Origin of the sequence: Mesorhizobium sp. M6A.T.Ce.TU.016.01.1.1, assembly GCF_003997065.1 — a bacterium.
In the GTDB taxonomy this organism is placed as follows: domain Bacteria; phylum Pseudomonadota; class Alphaproteobacteria; order Rhizobiales; family Rhizobiaceae; genus Mesorhizobium; species Mesorhizobium mediterraneum.
The window spans coordinates 106168-125339 of record NZ_RZTJ01000002.1; the positions used below are offsets into that span (position 1 = coordinate 106168).

The following is a 19172-nucleotide window of genomic DNA, read 5'->3' on the forward strand; positions in this document are numbered from 1 at the left end:
GTTGGAGCCCATCGAGATCGGTAAAACAAACGGGATTTTGCCGCACAGGCCGTATTCGTTGCGTTCGCAAGGTGCCCTTGAGCGAATGTCTACTGGACCCGACAATTTCCACATTCTGCGTTGAGTGCCCTACGATTCCTAGCTATTTCGGCAAACCTATCAGAGAGCGCTTAGAGTTGAATGCTCCCATCATAAAACCGCGTAATCAACGGCACCTGCTGCACCGCGTTAGGTTTCAACTTCTTGGCGGATTGGCTTTTGCCATTCTGGCCCCTGCGCTGATCCGCATGGTGGTTGATCCTCAAATATTGTATTATTCCAATCTGCAGATCACGGTTTTCGCAGGCATTGTTGCGCATACTGCCGGTTTCTTTTCGTTTCGCCGGATAGGAAATTTCCCGGGCGTTGCGGCCGCCGGTTATATTTTGCCAACCTTTTCCCTGTGCTACGGATTCGTGTACCTGGCAATTTTCTTGTTTCGTATCGACTACAGCGCTTTCCAGGCGGCCAGCAGCTTGACACTGTCAATCCTCTGGTATTTCGGCCTGAGCATCTTGAGCAAACGCTTGGATCCCTACAGCCTCGCCGTGATTCCAGGGGGGGCCGTCGGTCGTCTTGAAGAGATTGGAGGCGTGAATTGGCATTGGCTTGCCTCGCCCGATACCATCATTGACCGGGTAAATGGTGTCGTTGCCGATCTTCGTTCTGATCTTTCGGATGAGTGGGAGCGGTATATTGCCGATCGCGCGCTTTCGGGAACGCCAGTCTACCATGTCAAACAGATCAGCGAGTCGCTCACGGGTCGAGTAGAGATAGAGCATCTTTCTGAGAATACTTTAGGATCCTTGAATCCTAACCAGGCTTATTTAAAGATTAAACAGGCGATTGACTGGGTTGCGGCACTACTTATTCTTGTAATTTTTTCACCGTTGCTCCTGTTCGTGGCGGCTGCGATAAGATTTGACTCGGCTGGGCCGGCATTATTCAGGCAAAGACGAATGGGATACAGAGGAAAGATCTACGAGGTTTACAAATTTCGGACGATGAAACTCGGCGCCGCGGTTGGCGACGAAAAGGAAGAGGCCATCACAAAGGCCGGCGATGCACGCATTACGCGCCTTGGGCAGTTCCTCAGAAAATCCAGGATCGACGAATTGCCGCAAGCCTTCAACATCCTGCGCGGCGAGATGAGCTGGATCGGACCGCGCCCGGAAGCACTCGTACTCTCTAAGTGGTACGAGGCCGAGCTGCCATTCTATCGATACCGGCACATCGTTCGGCCTGGCATTACGGGGTGGGCGCAAGTCAATCAGGGCCACGTTGCGGCCGTGGACGATGTTCTGGAAAAACTTCACTACGACTTCTACTACATCAAGAACTTCTCCCCTTGGCTGGACGTGCTGATTGTGTTTCGTACCATCCGAACCATGCTGACAGGCTTTGGTGCGCGTTGACAAGGCGGCGAAGATTGTTTGCCGACGTAACCCAGCCGCTGCTCTCCCGCCCCACGGGGCGGGTAGCCACCAACTTTTTTGAAATGGGTATTCGTAATGTCTAAAGTTGCGCTGATCAGCGTTGAGAATAACGTCGTATCGAGCTCGGAGAAAGCACAATGACTAGGAAAACCGCACTCATCACCGGCATCACCGGCCAGGATGGCGCCTATCTGGCGGAACTTCTTTTGGCAAAGGGCTATGATGTCCATGGCATCAAGCGGCGTTCCTCGTCGTTTAACACCGGTCGCATAGATAATCTCTACCAGGACCCGCACGAAAAGAACGTAAGGCTGTCGCTTCACTACGGTGATATGACCGACGCCACCAATCTCATCCGCATCGTCCAGGAAGTGCAGCCAGACGAGATCTACAATCTCGCCGCACAATCGCATGTCCAGGTGAGCTTCGAGACCGCGGAATATACGGCGAATGCCGACGCGATCGGTACATTGCGTCTCCTCGAAGCGATCCGGCTGCTTGGCCTGACAAAAAAGACGCGTTTCTATCAGGCATCGACTTCCGAGCTCTACGGCAAGGTGCAGGAGATTCCGCAACGGGAGACGACGCCTTTCTATCCCAGGTCACCTTATGCGGCAGCAAAGATATACGCCTACTGGATCACCGTGAATTACCGTGAAGCTTACGATATCCATGCTTCCAACGGCATCCTGTTCAATCACGAAAGCCCGATGCGCGGCGAGACGTTCGTCACCCGCAAGATTACGCGCGCGGCTGCTGCAATCAGCCTGGGCCTTCAGGACAAGCTCTACCTCGGCAATCTGTCGGCTGAACGGGATTGGGGCCATGCCCGTGATTACGTCGAAGGCATGTGGAGAATTCTTCAGCATGACGTGCCCGACGACTACGTCCTTGCAACCGGAGTGAAGAACTCCGTCCGCCGTTTTGTCGAGCTTGCATTCAGCGAGGTGGGGACCGAGATCCAATGGGTTGGTTCCGGCGTCGACGAAAAAGGCATCGACGCGAAATCGGGCGCCGTTCTGGTCGAGGTGGATCCGCGCTATTTCAGGCCGACTGAGGTAGAGCTTCTGATCGGCGACGCCTCGAAAGCGGAGCGCGTTCTCGGATGGAAGGCGACAACGTCGCTCGCCACGATGGTTCAGGAAATGGTTCAGTCCGACCTTGAAACGGTAAAGCGGGAATCGGAGCACCGGCGCCTGGACGAGGATCGCATTAGCGTTGCGGCGCAGTAAGCGACTTTTGGGCCTGGTCGACATGAAAATCTCGGTTCTGACGGTCTGCCGGAATTCCGCAGCAACGATCAGGCATACGCTTGACAGTTTTTTTGCCCAAGATCATGAGGACAAGGAACTGGTCGTCGTCGATGGAGCCTCGACCGACGAAACGCTCTCGATCGTTCGTTCCTATGGGGACAAACAACTGGAGATCGTCAGCGAGCCGGACCGAGGCATGTACGACGCTCTGAACAAGGGCCTTGCACTTTGCAGCGGCGAAGCAATCGGGGCTCTCAATGCGGACGACGCGTTTCACGACCGGTCCGTGCTTGGCAAGATCAGCGTGGCGCTTGCTGACGCCGATATTGTCCACGGCCATCTCGATTTCGTGGAAAACCACGACAGCAAGCGGGTGGTTCGTCGCTGGCGAGCTGAACCAAGACCTCGCAATGGGTTCCGTTCGGGCTGGATGCCTGCTCACCCGACCTTCTATGTTCGGCGTGCCGTTGCCGAAAAGGTCGGGTCGTTCGATCTGGCGCTCAAAGTCTCATCAGACTACGACTGGATGCTGCGGGCCGTCGAGCTTCATGGCTTTAGGGTCGCGACACTGGATCAGGTCCTTGTCGACATGATGGTGGGAGGCGCAAGCACAAGGAGCTTCCGTTCCCACATCGGGCACAATCTGGAAGCGCTGCGCTCTCGCCGCCGTTGGCTCGGATCAGGCCCTGTCGACTACGCGCTTGTTGCGAAGCCGGCGCGAAAGATTGGGCAGTTCTTCGGCGTCAATGGTGCCAGCACTGCCAAGCAAAGCCGGCATGGAGCAAGCTGAACAGTGGTTTCGGCAACTCATGCCTCGAAGGCCGGCGCAGGGGTGAGGCGCAATCGCGTTCACGTGTTTGCGCCCGATGGCCACCGCCAATTCTACCAGGGTCTCTTTGCCAGCCTGTTTGACCTTGAGCCGGTAATGGGACGCATTGGACCTCGATTGTGGCTTGACCTCGTTCGGGCCCGCCACCTTCTGTTTGCCACCATAGATGATGACTACGCTGGTTTTATAGCAGTCGCGTTGACAAGATCGCTGATCGGACGGCGCACGGTTGGGCTTTTTCTCAGGCCGTCCCAATGCTTCGAAAAGGGAAGGCTCGTTTATCGCCTCAAGAGATGGGCTTTCCGGTGCTTGCGATATTTGCCTCGCCTGTCGCTCTTTACGATTTTGCCGTTCACATTTGATCGTCGATTTGCCCAGGTCGCGTACGGATGGGTACACGACCCTCAGATGTGGGACATGCATGACCGCGCGATGTCCATCGAAACGTCTCAACTGTCACGCGACGTGTTGGCCGCGGCCGGTGGACGCGCCATTTTGTGCTTCCTGGGCAGCGTGAGAAAGTCGAAGGGCTTCGAATTCTTAGTCAACATCCTCTCCGACCATCCAGATCTCGCGAAAGATGTTTTTGTGGTGGCTGCCGGCCGCGTCGATCCGGCCTCTGGCCGGGATTGTGCTCGGCTGATTTCTACTGGCGGAATGGTGGTCGACCGTTTCGTGTCCGACGACGAACTTCTGAGTCTTTACAAAACCTGCGATTTCGCCTGGTGCTGCTACGAGCCCGACTACGACCAAGCCTCCGGCATATTCGGACGAAGCGTACAACTGGGTGCACGTCCGATCATCCGCAAAGGCTCGTACCTTGAGAAATACGCACAAGAAGGTGCAGTTGCGCCGGTCTGTCTAATTTACGGCGACACCCGTGACGCTGCCGCCAATATAGCAACGGCCGCAGCCAATCGATCCGACAAGGTCTTGGACAGCCGGTCCGACAAAGCGGAGCGGCTGGGCGAAATCGTCGGCGGCTGGCGGTCCGATTTTATTCAGAAGATCCGAGCGGCCCTTTGACCCGCAGGCACATATTCCTCAAATACCGCTGGCAGCCGTTTTTGGGTGCCTGCTACGGTAGGTTCTGAGGAATCGAGATAAGGCTGATCACATGCTACAATCCTTAGGTCACAAGACGAAGGCATCATTGCGCGACGTAGGTCGGCGGTTGGGGTTAGAAGTCCGTCTAAATGGCATCAATTCCCGCGATGATTTGCGTTTGGTCCATTTTCTTGACATGCATGAAGTCGACCTCGTGATCGATGTCGGTGCCAACAAGGGCCAGTTCGGCACGATGCTGTTTGCGGCGGGATTCCAAGGCTCGATGATTTCGTTCGAACCACTGCCAGATGCGCATTCCGAACTCGTGCGCACTGCCAAGGCGTTTGACGGGCGTTGGATGGTGGGACCGGCTGTTGCGCTGAGCGACACTACTGGGACAGCGACGTTCCACGTTACGGAAGCAGCGACGAGCAGTTCGTTGCACGAGCCGCGCGAGTCGTTCGTGGAACATACTCCTCGGGTGGCCGTCGCCAAACGGATCGAGGTCAAGACAGAGCGGCTCGATGCCTTCGCGAGTATGATCGCTGGCAAGCGAGCGTTCCTGAAAATTGACGTGCAGGGCGCTGAAGCGGCTGTTCTTGCAGGTGCCCCCACCGTTCTGCCGCAATTGCGAGGCGTCCTGTCGGAACTGTCGCTGGTCGAACTCTATGCGGGTCAAGCGACAGCTCTGGAGGTGCATCAGCTCATTGCCGGCGGTGGGTTCGAATTGTGGGATGTCTGGCAAGGGTATCGAAACCCACGGACTCAGCGTTTAACCCAGGTTGACGCGCTGTATTTTCGTCCAAGCGCCGGGCTTGAAACTTGAAAATTTGCAGGCTGGCTTGGCAGGCCGGCTTGAGAGTGTGGCTAGATCCAAATCAGGAGCTTTCCAACATCAAAGCAACCAGTGGGACAGCTGCCACACGGATCGTTCGAATATCATGAATGTTGTTCAGATTGTTGGCTGTGCGCTCAACACCGGTGCGGGTCGAGGAATCCGCGCTGTACACGAAGCCCTATTGGAAGCAGGAGTTTGTTCCCGCATCGTAGGGAGGGTTGAGTGGGACCTTCCGGAGGACTTGTTCGCCAGAAGAATTCCCTTGCTGCAACGTCTGCCTGTTGGCGTTAAGAACCGTCTCTACATGTGGCATTTGATGCGGCGGTTCGGCGATATCCCGCCGAATTTCCATCCCATCTCCCACGGCCTCCGCCTCCACAATTCGCCTGAATACCGGAGCGCTGACGTCATCCATGTCCAGTGGGCCCACGCGCCGACGCTTGGGCCGGCATTCTGGCGCGCGATTAGACGCGAAAAGCGGCCGGTGGTCTGGACGCTTCGCGACATGTGGCCGTTCACTGGCGGGTGTCATTTCTCTGGTTCCTGCGAGAAATATGCCAGTGGTTGTGGCCAGTGCCAACTCTTGGGTGGAGGGGACGAGAGGATCACATCCGACGATGTTGCATTCAAGGCCGAGCACTATGGGCCACAATCGGTATTCGTCGCGATCAGCGGCACGATCGCCGCGCAGGCCCGACAGAGTACGGTCCTGCGCGAGCGTGATATACGTGTAATCCCCAACAGTGTGCAAATGAGTCAGCTTCGCGCAATGGACAAGGCGCAGGCGCGTAGCGCATTGGGAGTCCCAGCGAACAAATTCGTAATCGCCTCCGGTGCCTTGAATCTGGCTGATCCGCGCAAAGGCGCAGATATCATGCGTCACCTGCTCAATGTTTACCGAGATGACAAGAACGTTCATTGGTGTTTGTTTGGCAATGGAGTCGCAGAACTCGTCGATCCGGTACCTGAAAACTGCACAAGTCTTGGCCTCATCCGCGACGATGTCGTTCTTAACCAGATATATTCGGCGGCCGACGTGTTCGTGATGCCCTCACTTCAGGAGTCATTCGGCAAGGTTACGGTTGAGGCGATGGCATGCGGAACTCCTGTCATCGGGCTCCTTAAAACGCCGGCCGAGGAGATCATCAGCCACGGGCAGACCGGATGGTTGGTAAAGCACGGTGATGCTGACGCAGTAGCGGCCGCTGTTGAGACAGCACGCGCCCTCCCAGTTCCATTATTAAGGAATTTTGGGGTGAGCGCACGCGCCGCCGTGATCGACAGATACTCACCAGAGGCTATCGCCCATCGCTATATTGACCTGTATGAATCCTTGTTGAGTAGCAATCAGCAGCACAGTCGGTCTTGACGTGCGGGTAGCAAGAAGCGGCCGCGCATTGGTTTATATCGTTTGTCGGAGTCGAAAAATGAATACGTTAAGGGAGGCAGCTAAACGCATGCTGCCGGCAAGCCTGCATGCGCGTGCAGCGGATACTTGGTTAAGACTTGCGGCAAGCGCACGCTTTCTAAGTATCTTACCCAAAATGGACATCGTCCAAATCACGCAGATAGCGCAGTCATTGAATGGGAAATTTGAGCGAACTTGTCCCATCTGCAAGTTCAGAGGATATTTTAAAGCGTACGGTTCCCCACCGAGATGGGACGCAAGATGCCCCGTTTGCAGATCGCTAGAACGTCATCGGCTGCTATATTTGGCAATTCAGTCGGACTTTCCGTTAGAGCCTGATGGAAGGCTTCTACATTTCGCCCCTGAGCCGGCCACAACGCGATTTGTTCGTCCGGCTGTTGCAGAATATCTCACAGCCGATATCAGTGGGCACCACGTGGACTACACGATCAATATCGAACGGATCAATCTCCCAGACAGTTCATTCGATGCGATAATATGCAGTCACGTTCTTGAACACGTTGACGATCGCAGCGCTTTGTCTGAGATGTATCGTGTCTTGCGGCCAAAGGGTGTCCTTTACCTGATGACGCCGGTTATTGATGGATGGGAGACAACTTACGAGCACAAGCATGCTAGAGGAGCGCTGGAGCGAGAGTTGCATTTTGGTCAGAACGACCATCTGCGATACTACGGACGAGACCTTCGCGACCGTATACTATCTGCTGGTTTCCTATTGGACGAGTATACCGCTTCCGGCGAAGCTTGTGTCACGTATAGCCTATGGCGAGGCGAAAGGATCTTTGTGTGTCGCAAAGGCTGAAGGGTGCTGATCAAGCGGCGGGCGGCAATTGTGCCTTCTACAATCACGCATGACTCACGCGCCGCAATACTTCGGTCTTGTCGTGCGTAAGAGCTTTATAGCGTTCCGGGCTTTTTCAAGTCTGGGTAGACGATATTGGAGATATATTTCAAACTCACTCTGGTTGATTTCTGACAGGCTGCTAGCGAGTCTAATAGGACTTTTGGTGGTGGCCGTAGTGGCGCGCTATCTCGGGCCGAGCGAATTTGGTTTGCTGTCCTATACATTCTCTACGGCACTGCTGTTTGCGGTTGTCGGACAACTTGGGCTCGACGGGCTGGTCATTCGAGAAATCGTCAACCGCCCTGACGATGTGCCGCGCGTACTCGGCACAGTGTTCGTCCTGAAATTCTCCGGGCATTTGCTGGGAGCCGCGGGCTTGGTCGTCTACGCGCTGTCTATCGATGTGCATTCGACGGAGCGTGCAATGTTGTTTTTGGCCGCGGCGTTCATACCCTTGGCGTCGCTGTCAGGATTCTTCGGACTCTGGTTTCACTCGCGTGTTCAGGCCCGCTACAGTGCCATTTCCTCCAGCATATCCGCGTTGCTGGTCGGCCTGGGAAAACTCGGGTTTGTATGGATCGGGGCTGCAGTGATGGCGTTCGCCGCTGCAAATGTGGTTCAGGTGTTGATCGCGGCCATGCTCTCGTTCCGCTTTTACAGGCAGCAGAAAGGTCCGCCTGTGTCGGCATGGCGGTTCTCTCCGGCAATGGCAAGGGCGCTGCTCTCGGAGAGCTGGATGCTTTTCCTTGGATCCATATTTGCGCTCATCTACCTAAAAATCGATATGATCATGCTTCGCTGGCTGGCCGGGCCGGCAGAGGTTGGTACCTATGCGGTGGCGGCGACTCTGTCGGAGGCAGCTTACTTCGTGCCGGCCGCGTTGGTCGCCAGTGTGTTCCCCAAGTTGATCGAGTCAGCGAAAACCGATCAGGATTTGTTTGGCAGGCAGCTTCAGACCGTTTTCGATGTCTTGTGGCTCGCGGGACTTGGAATGATCGCCACGATGTTCTTGGTTGGCGGGCCGCTTATCCGGTTTCTTTTCGGAACTGAGTACGGCCCATCGGTTCCGGTGTTGCTGGTTCATGTTCTGTCTGCCCCCTTCTTGTTCATGCGGATCGCATTCACGAGATGGACCATCATAGGAGGCGGCGCCACATTCTTCATGTTAACCGAAGGCCTCGGCGCGCTTACGAATGTGGCTTTTAATTTTCTTCTCATTCCTCACTATGGGAGTATTGGTGCCGCGCTTGCGACGCTCGTGTCGTATGCGACGGCCACCTACCTCACCTTGGCCATCCCACGCCGAACGCGGCCGATTTTCGTAATGATGTCGCGCTCCGCCTTTATGCCGTGGCGCGCTCCCAAAGATTTCTTCAATTATGTAAGACGAAGCGCCCATGCCTGACGGATCAGGCAGTCCAATGGCAGGACTCCTTGGCCTTCGGCTGCCGCCTCGGCGGGCGTCCACAAGCGGCGATATTCAATTGCCAAAGCAAAACGGAGTTATGAGCGCATGGCGGTGCTTAACAGAATAGCGACAAAGTGGAACCACTTTGCGCAAGCTTCCAACAATACGCGAGCTGCGGTAGAGTTATCCCGGCTGGGTCTGCCGTACATGGCGTGGTCCGATGCGTCCCTGCTTCCTTCGGCCCTGCAGGTCGTGCTCAACGAAATTGAAATCAATTCTCGCAAGACAGTGGTGGAATTCGGGAGTGGTATTTCCACGATCTACATTGCCCAAGTCCTGTCACGGCTTGGCGGCCGGATTGTCAGCTTTGAGAGTGATACAGAATGGGCAGCCTTCGTTGAGAATCGTCTTGCAGCGTTGAATCTATCCGAATTCGCCACAGTCGTTCGCGCGCCACTGGGGCCCTGCACGTTGAGCAAAAATGGCCTGAACTGGTACGATCAAGCGATCGTCGCAGCGGCTGTGCAGGATCTGTCGATTGATTGTGTGGTCGTCGATGGGCCACCTGCCTATAAGACGGGATATGAACTGGCGCGCTATCCCGCACTTCCGGCCCTCGAGGCACGCCTCGCGCAAGATTACGCCGTGTTTCTCGATGACATCCATAGGCTTGGTGAGCAGGAGATACTGCGGCTCTGGGCTGATCTCTTCGGCATCCAATTTCTTTCCCATTTTTCCAAAGGGAACATAGCCCGCGGTATCCATGGCGTGGCACACTTCACCGTGTGAGTTGTGTCCATTTCGAGTCTCCGCATTGGACGAAACATGGTGCGTGTCCGAAAAGTTTTGATACGGTGGCGGCTGCCGTGAGGTGCGACTAGTCTCATGACTCAGAGAGCCAATTTTCGCCACGACGCATCCACCAATTTCAATCAAGGCGGGATTGGTCATCGATTTGCGCATTTGAAAGGTTATGTTGACCACCGCATTTTGTTTTCTCCTGCGACTGCCTTCGCTCTTGCAATCTGCGGAACATATGCCTTTTCCGGTATAGTAAATAGGTTTAGCCCAGAAGGGAGTATCGGATCTATATTGGTCAGGTTGGGTATTATACTGGTCATATCGACTTCATTTATACTAATACCATCTAGATTTAGATCGTCAACACCTGCGCTTTTGCCGATTAAGATATTTTTTATATTTTATATATCCAGACTCGTTGAGAATTTCTACGTTTCTTCGGTGGATATTCCTCCGGGCCCTGTAGGGGTATTTAGCTTCTTGTTGATGAACGGTGTCGGCCCTGCGCTTCTTATCTCGTCAATGGATAGGACGATAAGAAATGAGAATTTGAATCTTGCAATGAATGCCCTTTGCATGATTTTTCTAGTAGGGCTTTTTCTAAACAGAGACCTTCTATTTGCGAGCGGCACGGACCGTATGTCTCTGGATAAAATTAACCCAATATCGATGGGGCATACGGCATCTCTATTTTTAATATTCTTTATTCTTTTGACAGAGAAGACAAGAAAATTGTCGATCATAACGATGGTGCTCTGTCCTTTACTTTTTCTTGTTCTTGTGTGGGCGCGCTCTCGCGGAGCCTACATTGCCGGTGCTGGAGCCCTGTTGATCTATGTACTGCTGCTCAAAGGGTCAAAGCGAGTATTCGCCATCTGTGGTGCAATTGCCGTAGGTGTGGTGATCGTGGCGAGCTCAGGAACGGAGCTAATCGATGTCATCACCACGAGACTTGCTCAGATCGACGCGAATTCCGATCAATCAACAATGGCACGCAGTCTAATGTATACCGGGGCCTGGCGGCAGTTTCAGGAAGACCCTTTGTTTGGGCGTTATGCCGTTGAGATGCAGTTCCATTTCTATCCTCATAACATCTATCTTGAATCTCTGATATCGGTGGGCCTGATTGGGTCACTGCCGTTTGCGGCTCACATAATTTTGGCACTTAGATCGACGGTCGGTATTATTCGATCTGGCAAGTTCCCGCTCGCTGCAGTGCTGACTGCCGTCTTATTTATCAGGGAAGCCATTGCTGGCCTGGCAAGCGGCAGCCTGTGGGGGAGTACAACCTTCTGGATTACCTCAGCTCTGACAATATCGTTTTGGTACGGATATCAAGGGTTTCTCGATAGAAGCCGTAGATTGGAAAATCGGGCTTACTAGGTATCGAGTGTACCGGTAGCGATCGGCGCCTGGCAGGCTGCTGGAAAGGGCCCGCGACAATCCAAAGGCTCGTGATTCATCCAGATCACGAAGAGGTCGGTGTACGCGGGCAAACTGGAACGCTAGAGCATTTTTTAGCCAATGGAATCATCTGGCGTCTGCATAAATGCGACAAAACAAATAGTTAGAGCGAGGTTCCGGTTTCAAGAGAACCGGAACCGCTCTAGGTCTTGATCTGTTCCCGATGGTTAGGTCGCGATCGATTGGCAGAAACGCGATCGGTTGGCAGAAAAAGGAGTGGGGTGATTCTCAGGACGTTTATTGGCTGGAACAGGAACGCGGCAGAATGGCTGGAACGCCGCCTTCCCGGGATTTTCGGCGCGCCGTCTTACAAGGCGGAGCTTGAGCGTCGTATCGCTGAGGATGTTGAGCGGCTAAGGCCGTCAGCGATCCTCGAGGTAGGCGGAATTGATCGGCCTCTTCTCGAGCGGAGTGCTGATTTTACCTATATTGGTCTCGACATCGAAGAGAAACCGGACTGCTATCGTATCTACGATCAGTTTGTCGTCCAGTCGATCGAACAGCCGGTCGGTATTGAAGCTGACATGCTCATTTCGATCACCTTGATGGAGCATGTTCCCAACAATAAGGCTGCGGCGCGTTCGATGTTTTTGGTGCTTAGGCCAGGTGGCGTGATGCACCACTATATTCCGTCGAAGTGGCACCCGTATTCGGTGGCATTGCGGATCATCGGACCGGTCATGCAAAAATGGCTGATCCCGTATCTCAGACCGTCAGCGGTCGGAGTTACCGGTTATCCCGCCTTTTTCGACCATTGCTCTCCTTCGAGCATGGCCAAATTGTTTCGCGACCAAGGGTTCGAGCAAGTCGACGTCAGGTCGTTTTACCGAGCCAGCGACTATTTTGCGTTCTTTCTGCCCGCCTACATTTCCGTCGCTTTGTTCGAGAATATGTGCGCTGCGTTGGACTGGCGCTTTTTCTGTTCCGGCTTCGTCATCAGCGCAAGAAGACCGTCACACTAGACATCGATAAGAACGAGGCCATGCGACTTTTTCAAAATTCCGGGATCGCTCCGAGCTATAGGCCCCGACTTGCTGGTCTCGTCGCCGGGATCGGCGAGTTCGAACAGCAGAAGGAGGCGTTTCTGAACGACCGTTACGGTGCGGCACATATCCTGTTGCCGGTGCTCGACCGACGTCCGGAGGCGTTCTTTACGAATGGTGACGACGAATCGCTGCAGCGGGCGTGGGCGCGCAAAAACGGGATGGCCGAAGACTCGCCCCTGGCCGACATTCTTCTTGCCCAGATCGAGCACCACAGGACGGACATCTTCTACAATCTCGACCCGTTCCGTTACGATGCTGCGTTTGTGCACCGCTTGCCGGGGCACGTGAAAAGAAAGATTGCCTGGCGGGCGGCACCGGGCAGGATTGACTTTTCCGGCTATGATCTTGTGACGTGCAATTTTCCTTCGATGCGGCAGCTTTGGGAAGAGCAGGGAGCCAAGACGGCTCACTTCTTTCCCGCTCACGATCCGGAACTCGATGCCGTGGCCGCGAATCGGGACAGGGACATCGATGTGCTCTTTTTCGGGGGCTACAGTCGGCATCACCAACGCCGAAGACAGATATTGGAATCAGTGGCACGTCTTTCCAGCCGCCGCCGTGTTGTTTTTCATTTGGACCTATCGCGCTACACGCCACTTGCCGAGACACCGCTCGGATGGTTCGGCCCTCTGAATGCCGTACGCCGCCCGCGTACGATCCGCAAAGTCAGCGCGCCCCCCGTATTCGGGCGCGCGATGTACGCCCAACTCGGAAGGGCCAAGATCGTGGTCAACGCCTCGATCGACATGGCGGGGCCGGATCGTGGTAATATGCGCTGTTTCGAAACCATGGGAGCCGGAGCTCTGCTGGTCTCCGACTCCGGCATCTACCCCGCGCCTATGCGCGATGGGGAAACCATGGCCGTCTATGAGCAGCCGCAGGACGCGTCGGAAAGAATCGAACGGCAGTTGAACGATGGAAGCTGGGATAGGATCGGTTGGGCCGGGCACCGCGCCATTCGTGAAGAGTACAGCAAACGACGGCAATTTGAGCGATTTCTCGAATTGGTATAGTGGAGTGTTGCTTCCTCCGTTGGAGTTATTGCTCCAATCCGCTCTTCTGCATAAGTAAACAACAATTCAGGCTATCGAATCTTGCCCTCTTCCCGAAGGAATTTCAACGTAGCCTGCCACCATTCCGCTTTTTCATCCCATTTCGCTGGCCGATAGGGCGAATTGCCGCCGATGGTGCCCCATATAACGATACCGTCAGCCAGTCTCTTGCATGTGTCCAGTTGAGCATACCAGAGGTCGCCCGGCAGAAAGGCAAGCGTCTTGTGAAACTGCGGCCACAGAAAGCAGTAGACGGGCTTTCCTTGTGAGATTCTTCGCGCTTCCCCAATGTTGGCTTGCGCGTAGGCCACCCAAGCGTCCTTGTCGCCATAAAACGTATACAGGGAGGGGTAGAGCGCATCGACATGAGGGACGAGAGTGGACGCGATCTTGGTGTTTTGCTGTTTCCAGTCATACAGTGCAGCGGCGCCCATATGGCCGATCGCTCTCCAATGATCCCTGATCGGCAAGACAGCATAAAGGCCGAGCTTGACGCTCGGGTCTGCCTTTCTGAAGGCGCCAAGCGTCTTCTGGTATTTCGCAATGGACGATGCTTGATCTGGTCCCTCCAGAGGCCAGCTTTCAATGTCGATAACGAGATGTTGGTTGCTCCTTGGCAATGCCAGAGCCCGCCGCACCTGGCCGGAGTGAGGAACATCTGATCCCAGATAATGAGGGTCCGCGATCGCAAGATGTTCGAAGCCGAACGCCTGCAAATCGGGCCCGCCGTTGAACCGTATAGCCTCGAAAAGCTTGAATGGAGCCCGCGTCCGCGCCGTCGCGGGCCATGAGCCGATTAGAAGGCATATCACGCAGAATACTGTCTTGAAAAACATGATGCTCCGGGGGCGCCAACGGGGTGAGTTTTGCGCGGACGAAATTCGCGCGGTTCGAATTCTCGTGATCTGAACTTGACGAGTCTAGAAACGGTAGCTTAGCTGGACGTCTCGAACAACCTCCTGACTGAAGCGTGATCGACGCGCTGCTGCAAGGTGATAGAGGCTAGAGCAGTGCTTCTCACCGAGGCTGGAAATTATCCGCCTGGAATGGTGGACGGGCGCTGTCGCCCTCGTCAAGCTGAAGCCTTGGCGGCGGCTGTTGTTAACTGGTGGGCATGGCAGTCGATCCGGCGGCGAAGGCCGTCACGGCCCCAAGCGCCAAGGCTCCGTAAGCAGACGGCGGCGGCTGGGGACTTGTCGTCGGGGACCATGCGACGCTCGCGCCTTTTCTTCAACGCGCCGCATTCGGCGCCTGCCGTCACTCGTCGGGCGTTCGCCGGCGAGGTGAAGGCCTTTTTCGGAGCCCGATCATCGGATGGAGCAAAGCTTAGCGTTGCGTGGCCAGCGCTTCAATAAAGATGGAGCGAAAACGGAGCAATTCCGCTTGCGCAATATGGCTGGCGTCCGCGAACATGGATCGTCCGTCCAGAACATAATTGCATCGGCTTGCATCGCACAACACTGTGTCTGGACGCGCGAAGCCGATATCGCGTCGCGCTTCGAAATGTTGAACAACCGCCCCGTACTGCCGCTGGAATTCCTCTGCCGACAGATACGTCAGTTTTTCCAGCGGTCGGCCAAAGGCGAGATCACGGCTTAGTTCGGAAGGAAGATCCCATCCGGGAAAGGCGATAGGCCCGATCAGAATGACTTTCTTGTCAAATGCCTGCAGGCGGCCGATCAGATCGTCAAGCCCGCGGACCAGCTCCTGGTCATTCCGGTTGCTTAAGAAGTTTCCACCTGCATCGACCAATCCGTCCTCAGCATGTGCCCACGTCAAACCAAGAATAACGGTCTTCACGTTTGAAAGCTTGCCAAGCTCCCTGAGGTTGCTGGCGGCCACATCGATACACGCGCGTGAGATATTGACGGAGACGGTTGGCAGACAGCCGTTCGCCGGAACCAGGAGGCCCGGCAACCCGCCCTCGACAAATATTGACTCCCAGACAGGTGCATACATTTGCGCATGGGAATTTCCCAACAGAACAACATTTGCGTCAGAAGGGCTGCGAGAGGGGAGGTTGAGCACGCAGGCGCGTGACTGGCCCATGCGAATATAGTTTGAGACAGGGCAGCGATAGTTGGTTCCGACAGCCGCGTTGATGGCCGCGGCTTCCCCACTCATGCGGCCGGGCAGCCCATTCGACCAAATCAGCACTGACGCAGTCACCGCGAGGGCGCCGGCACCGGCGACAGCAGCGAGACACACGGTTCGTACCGCTATGGCTCTACTGCGGAAGGGGCGCTCAACATATCGCCATGAGACAATAGCGCAGACGGTCATGCCCGACACGGCAACCATCATCTCGCCGATGTTAAGGTCGCGGACGAGATAATATTGCCAGAAGACGATGAAGGGCCAATGCCAGAGATAGAGCGAATAGGAGATCAATCCGACGAAGGCGAGGGGAGGGGTCGCTATCAACCGGTTCACCGGCGATTGCTGAACCTGACCGGCGGCGATCAAAAACATCGCCCCGATAACCACGGGTAGCGCGACTGGGACGGAGCCATACGTCTGAAGGGGGCTGACGATGCCAATGAGGACTGCAATCGCACCGATTGCTCCGAGAAGGCGAGCGACGGTTCCTCGCGGTATCAGGCTGGTCGGCAGAAGTGCAACCATGGCCCCGGCTCCGAGTTCCCACGCCCGGGTTGGCAGCAGGAAAAATGCCGGCGATGCGCCGCCTATCCTGAGAGCTAGGCAATTGGCCGCCAGGGACAAGAGAGTGAGCAGTGCGATTGCGGGGAAAGTCGCGCGGGGCCAAAAGCGGGCAAATACCGCAATGAGCAAGGGAAAAATGATATAGAACTGTTCTTCGACACCCAATGACCAGACATGCAAGAGCGGTTTGGCCTCAGCAGCCCTCGAAAAATAATCCGTATCTCTCCAGAAATAGATATTTGCCACGAAGCCGATGGTGGCGAGCATGCTCTTTCCATATCCGATCAAGTCGGCAGGCAGCAGCAACACGATCGCAACCATGGTGGTAAAAAACAGCAGGAGGATAAGAGCCGGCATGATTCTGCGGATACGCCGCTCATAGAACCGTAAAATCGAGAACTGCCCTTTGAGCGCCTCACGCCATAAAATCAGTGTGATCAGATATCCCGAGAGCACAAAAAAAATGTCGACGCCCAGATATCCTCCCGGCAACCATGATCTCGACAGGTGGAAAGCTATCACCGAAATGACAGCGATCGCGCGCAGGCCGTCGACGTCCGCCCGATAGCCAATGAGGTGCGAATCCGTGCTTCCGACTCTGGTGTGCATGTTGAGTGTTCAGGTCCCCGAGGCAGTATCCCGTCTATAGAAGAACCAGAGCCGGGGCGCTACTCTCAGGTGACACGATAATCACCATCTGCGGACGGGACGCCGGGAGAGAGGAACTCAGCTACATAAGGGACTAGAGAGTGAGTTTTGCACGGACGAAAATTCGCGCGGTTTCGAATTCTCGTGACCTGAACTTGACGAGTCTCGAAACGGTAGCTTAGCTGGACGCCTCGAACAACCTCCTGACTGAAGCGTGATCGACGCGTTGCTGCAAGGTGGCAGAGGCAAGAGCCGTCTCACCGAGGCTGCAAATTATCCACCTGGAACGGTGGACGTGCGAAGCGTGCAAGACTATGACCGAAGCGCGGTCGCACTCGTCAAGCTCAGCCTTGGTGGCCGTCGTGGGCGCATCTGACAAATCTGACGGGAGATCGAGATCGTCGTGATCAAGAACGTGCCGCCTTACGCAGTTGTTGCCGGAAATCCAGCGCGGATGATCCAGCATATGGTTTCTCTCGATGCCTGAAGCGGCCATGACTTGGGAAGACGCCGTCCGCTGGTGCATGAGCGAGCCTTCGATGAAAGAACTCGCCCGCGCCGCCTATTTCGACGATCCGGTCGTGGCCGCGCAGCGTTACCACGAAAGCGCGGAGTTCCAGGCGGTTCGCAGCATGATCCCGCGTAAGGTCGGCCGTGCTCTCGACCTTGGCGCCGGCAACGGCATTCTCTCCTACGCCCTGGCGCGCGAGGGTTGGTCCGTAACCGCAGTTGAGCCCGATCCGAGCGCACTCGTCGGCGCCGCTGCGATCCGGGCACTTGCCGAAAGCACAGGCACCCCCATCGAAGTGGTGGAAGCGTTCGGTGAGGCGATACCGTTATCCGCAGCAGGCTATGATTTGGTCGTCGCACGGCAGGTGCTTCATCATGCCCATGACCTTCCGGCTTTCTGCCGCGAGATGGCGCGTCTCTCTCGCCAAGGTGCGACGATCCTGTCGTTGCGCGACCATGTTGTCTCCGGGCCGCAGCAACTCGAGCCTTTTCTGCGCGCACACCCGCTTCATCACCTCTACGGTGGAGAGAACGCCTTTACGCTGGCGGCCTACCGCGCTGCAATCCAGGAGGCCGGGCTGACGATCGACCGCGAATTGAACTCGTTCCAGTCTGTCGTGAATTATGACCCAATGACACCATCCGAGATTCGCGAGAGGCTCGCCAAAATCTTTGGTCCGTTCTCCCCGGTTGTTCGCCTGGCTCTTTCGCCTGTGCCCTTTGGTGTCGTCGCCAGGGTCGCCGCGTCGGTTGACCGCCGGCCCGGGCGCCTGGTCTCTTTCCTTTGCCATAAGCACGGGAAGGACTGATTTCTTGACGCAATCAAAAGAGGCTAAGCCTGTCTGGGTGACTGGAGCCGGCGGTTTCATCGGCCTGCACCTCGCGCGTTTTCTTGCTCAGAGGGGATGCCATGTCATCGGCTTCGGTCGAAACGAAGCACCGGGTTTTGCGTTGGCAACCGGCGGCGTATTTTTCCCCGGTGGAATAGCCGTGGAAACAATGGATGCGGCTCTGGCAGCGCATGGCCGCCCATCAGCCGTGTATCATTTGGCGGGTGGCGCAACGGTTGGCCAGTCAATTGCCGATCCCCTGAAGGACTTTGAACAAAGTGTTGTCTCTGCGGCTCGTGTCCTTGATTTCTTGCGCCGCCACGCACCCGATGCACCTGTCGTTCTTGCATCCTCCGCTGCGGTCTATGGCGGCGGGCATGCCGGGTCGATCAGGGTCGACGCGGCGCCCGATCCCTACTCTCCGTATGGCTATCACAAACGCATGGTTGAGGAGCTTGGCCGGTCATATTGTGCCGCATACGGCCAGCCAGTCTCGGTGGCTCGCCTCTTTTCGGTCTATGGCGAAGGGTTGCGCAAGCAACTGCTCTGGGATCTCTGCGGCAGGCTCGCGGCAGGCGAAACCGACATTGTGCTTGGCGGCACGGGTACGGAAATGAGGGATTGGCACCATGTCTCGGATGTCGTGCGGTTGATCCATCGCATTTTGCCTGCCGGCGAGCCGCGCTTCGCCGTCTATAATGGCGGTGCGGGCGCAGCTGCGTCCGTCAGCACAATTTCCAGCATGGTTTTGGATGCCTGGGGAGGGAACCATCGCCTCTCGTTTTCTGGAGAATCCCGGCGGGGCGACCCTGTCAATCTGATCTCGGATCCGTCCGGCGTCCCGGAGGGGCTTCAGTTGCAGGTGCCGCTCAGCAAGGGCATTGCAGGCTACGTCGATTGGTATCGCGCCGACGTTCTCGCCGAGCCGGTCGGCCGTCTGCGCCGCGTCGCGCCTTGATTACCGTCGGCTTCACTCTCATCGGCCGCGGAACCTGGTCAGGCGGCGAGTCCTATCTACGCAACATGTTGAGCGT

General features: G+C 55.9%; 15 protein-coding genes. 13 read left to right on the forward strand and 2 right to left on the reverse strand.

Features of this window, described 5'->3' with window-relative positions; all coding sequences use genetic code 11:
* The first annotated feature begins 176 nt into the window (after positions 1 to 176).
* From EOC94_RS03915 to EOC94_RS03970, 11 genes are all read left to right on the forward strand, one after another.
* Positions 177 to 1454 carry a sugar transferase gene (locus tag EOC94_RS03915; RefSeq protein ID WP_245465485.1) on the forward strand — a complete coding sequence of 426 codons (1278 nt, stop codon included), beginning with the start codon at positions 177 to 179 and terminating at the stop codon, positions 1452 to 1454.
* A 158-nt stretch (positions 1455 to 1612) separates the two neighbouring features.
* On the forward strand, positions 1613 to 2707 hold the full coding sequence (gmd, locus tag EOC94_RS03920; protein WP_127288659.1) for a GDP-mannose 4,6-dehydratase: 1095 nt from the start codon (positions 1613 to 1615) through the stop codon (positions 2705 to 2707).
* A gap of 22 nt (positions 2708 to 2729) precedes the next feature.
* The gene (locus tag EOC94_RS03925) at positions 2730 to 3518 is read left to right on the forward strand and encodes a glycosyltransferase family 2 protein (protein WP_127288661.1); all 789 of its coding nucleotides are present in this window, start codon (positions 2730 to 2732) and stop codon (positions 3516 to 3518) included.
* A 3-nt stretch (positions 3519 to 3521) separates the two neighbouring features.
* Complete coding sequence (locus EOC94_RS03930) at positions 3522 to 4583, forward strand: hypothetical protein (RefSeq protein WP_127288663.1); 1062 nt, start codon at positions 3522 to 3524, stop codon at positions 4581 to 4583.
* A 127-nt stretch (positions 4584 to 4710) separates the two neighbouring features.
* Positions 4711 to 5430, forward strand: coding sequence for an FkbM family methyltransferase (locus EOC94_RS03935; protein ID WP_185928148.1), 720 nt, complete (start codon positions 4711 to 4713; stop codon positions 5428 to 5430).
* Positions 5420 to 6811 (forward strand): glycosyltransferase, encoded by a 1392-nt coding sequence (locus EOC94_RS03940; RefSeq protein ID WP_127288667.1) that lies wholly within the window; start codon positions 5420 to 5422, stop codon positions 6809 to 6811. Before EOC94_RS03935 ends, EOC94_RS03940 begins: the two co-directional genes overlap by 11 nt.
* Before the next feature lie 911 nt (positions 6812 to 7722).
* A complete protein-coding gene (locus tag EOC94_RS03950; protein WP_127288671.1) occupies positions 7723 to 9120 on the forward strand; it encodes a flippase in 1398 nt (465 codons plus the stop codon).
* Positions 9121 to 9228: 108 nt separating this feature from the next.
* A complete protein-coding gene (locus tag EOC94_RS03955; RefSeq protein WP_127288673.1) occupies positions 9229 to 9912 on the forward strand; it encodes a class I SAM-dependent methyltransferase in 684 nt (227 codons plus the stop codon).
* A 96-nt stretch (positions 9913 to 10008) separates the two neighbouring features.
* The gene (locus tag EOC94_RS03960; protein ID WP_127288675.1) at positions 10009 to 11307 is read left to right on the forward strand and encodes an O-antigen ligase family protein; all 1299 of its coding nucleotides are present in this window, start codon (positions 10009 to 10011) and stop codon (positions 11305 to 11307) included.
* A gap of 302 nt (positions 11308 to 11609) precedes the next feature.
* Complete coding sequence (locus tag EOC94_RS03965; protein ID WP_185928151.1) at positions 11610 to 12350, forward strand: methyltransferase domain-containing protein; 741 nt, start codon at positions 11610 to 11612, stop codon at positions 12348 to 12350.
* 20 nt (positions 12351 to 12370) lie between these two features.
* A complete protein-coding gene (locus EOC94_RS03970) occupies positions 12371 to 13447 on the forward strand; it encodes a glycosyltransferase (protein ID WP_127288679.1) in 1077 nt (358 codons plus the stop codon).
* A 71-nt stretch (positions 13448 to 13518) separates the two neighbouring features.
* On the opposite strand, the gene EOC94_RS03975 is transcribed toward EOC94_RS03970, so the two are convergent.
* On the reverse strand, positions 13519 to 14322 hold the full coding sequence (locus EOC94_RS03975) for a hypothetical protein (protein ID WP_127288681.1): 804 nt from the start codon (positions 14320 to 14322) through the stop codon (positions 13519 to 13521).
* A 490-nt stretch (positions 14323 to 14812) separates the two neighbouring features.
* The gene (locus tag EOC94_RS03980) at positions 14813 to 16759 is read right to left on the reverse strand and encodes an acyltransferase family protein (protein ID WP_127288683.1); all 1947 of its coding nucleotides are present in this window, start codon (positions 16757 to 16759) and stop codon (positions 14813 to 14815) included.
* 578 nt (positions 16760 to 17337) lie between these two features.
* Here EOC94_RS03980 and EOC94_RS03985 point away from each other — a divergent pair.
* Together EOC94_RS03985 and EOC94_RS03990 are read left to right on the forward strand one after the other, a co-directional pair.
* Positions 17338 to 18117 (forward strand): class I SAM-dependent methyltransferase, encoded by a 780-nt coding sequence (locus EOC94_RS03985; RefSeq protein WP_245465486.1) that lies wholly within the window; start codon positions 17338 to 17340, stop codon positions 18115 to 18117.
* The gene (locus EOC94_RS03990; protein ID WP_185928152.1) at positions 18059 to 19096 is read left to right on the forward strand and encodes an SDR family oxidoreductase; all 1038 of its coding nucleotides are present in this window, start codon (positions 18059 to 18061) and stop codon (positions 19094 to 19096) included. Before EOC94_RS03985 ends, EOC94_RS03990 begins: the two co-directional genes overlap by 59 nt.
* Positions 19097 to 19172: the final 76 nt, after the last annotated feature.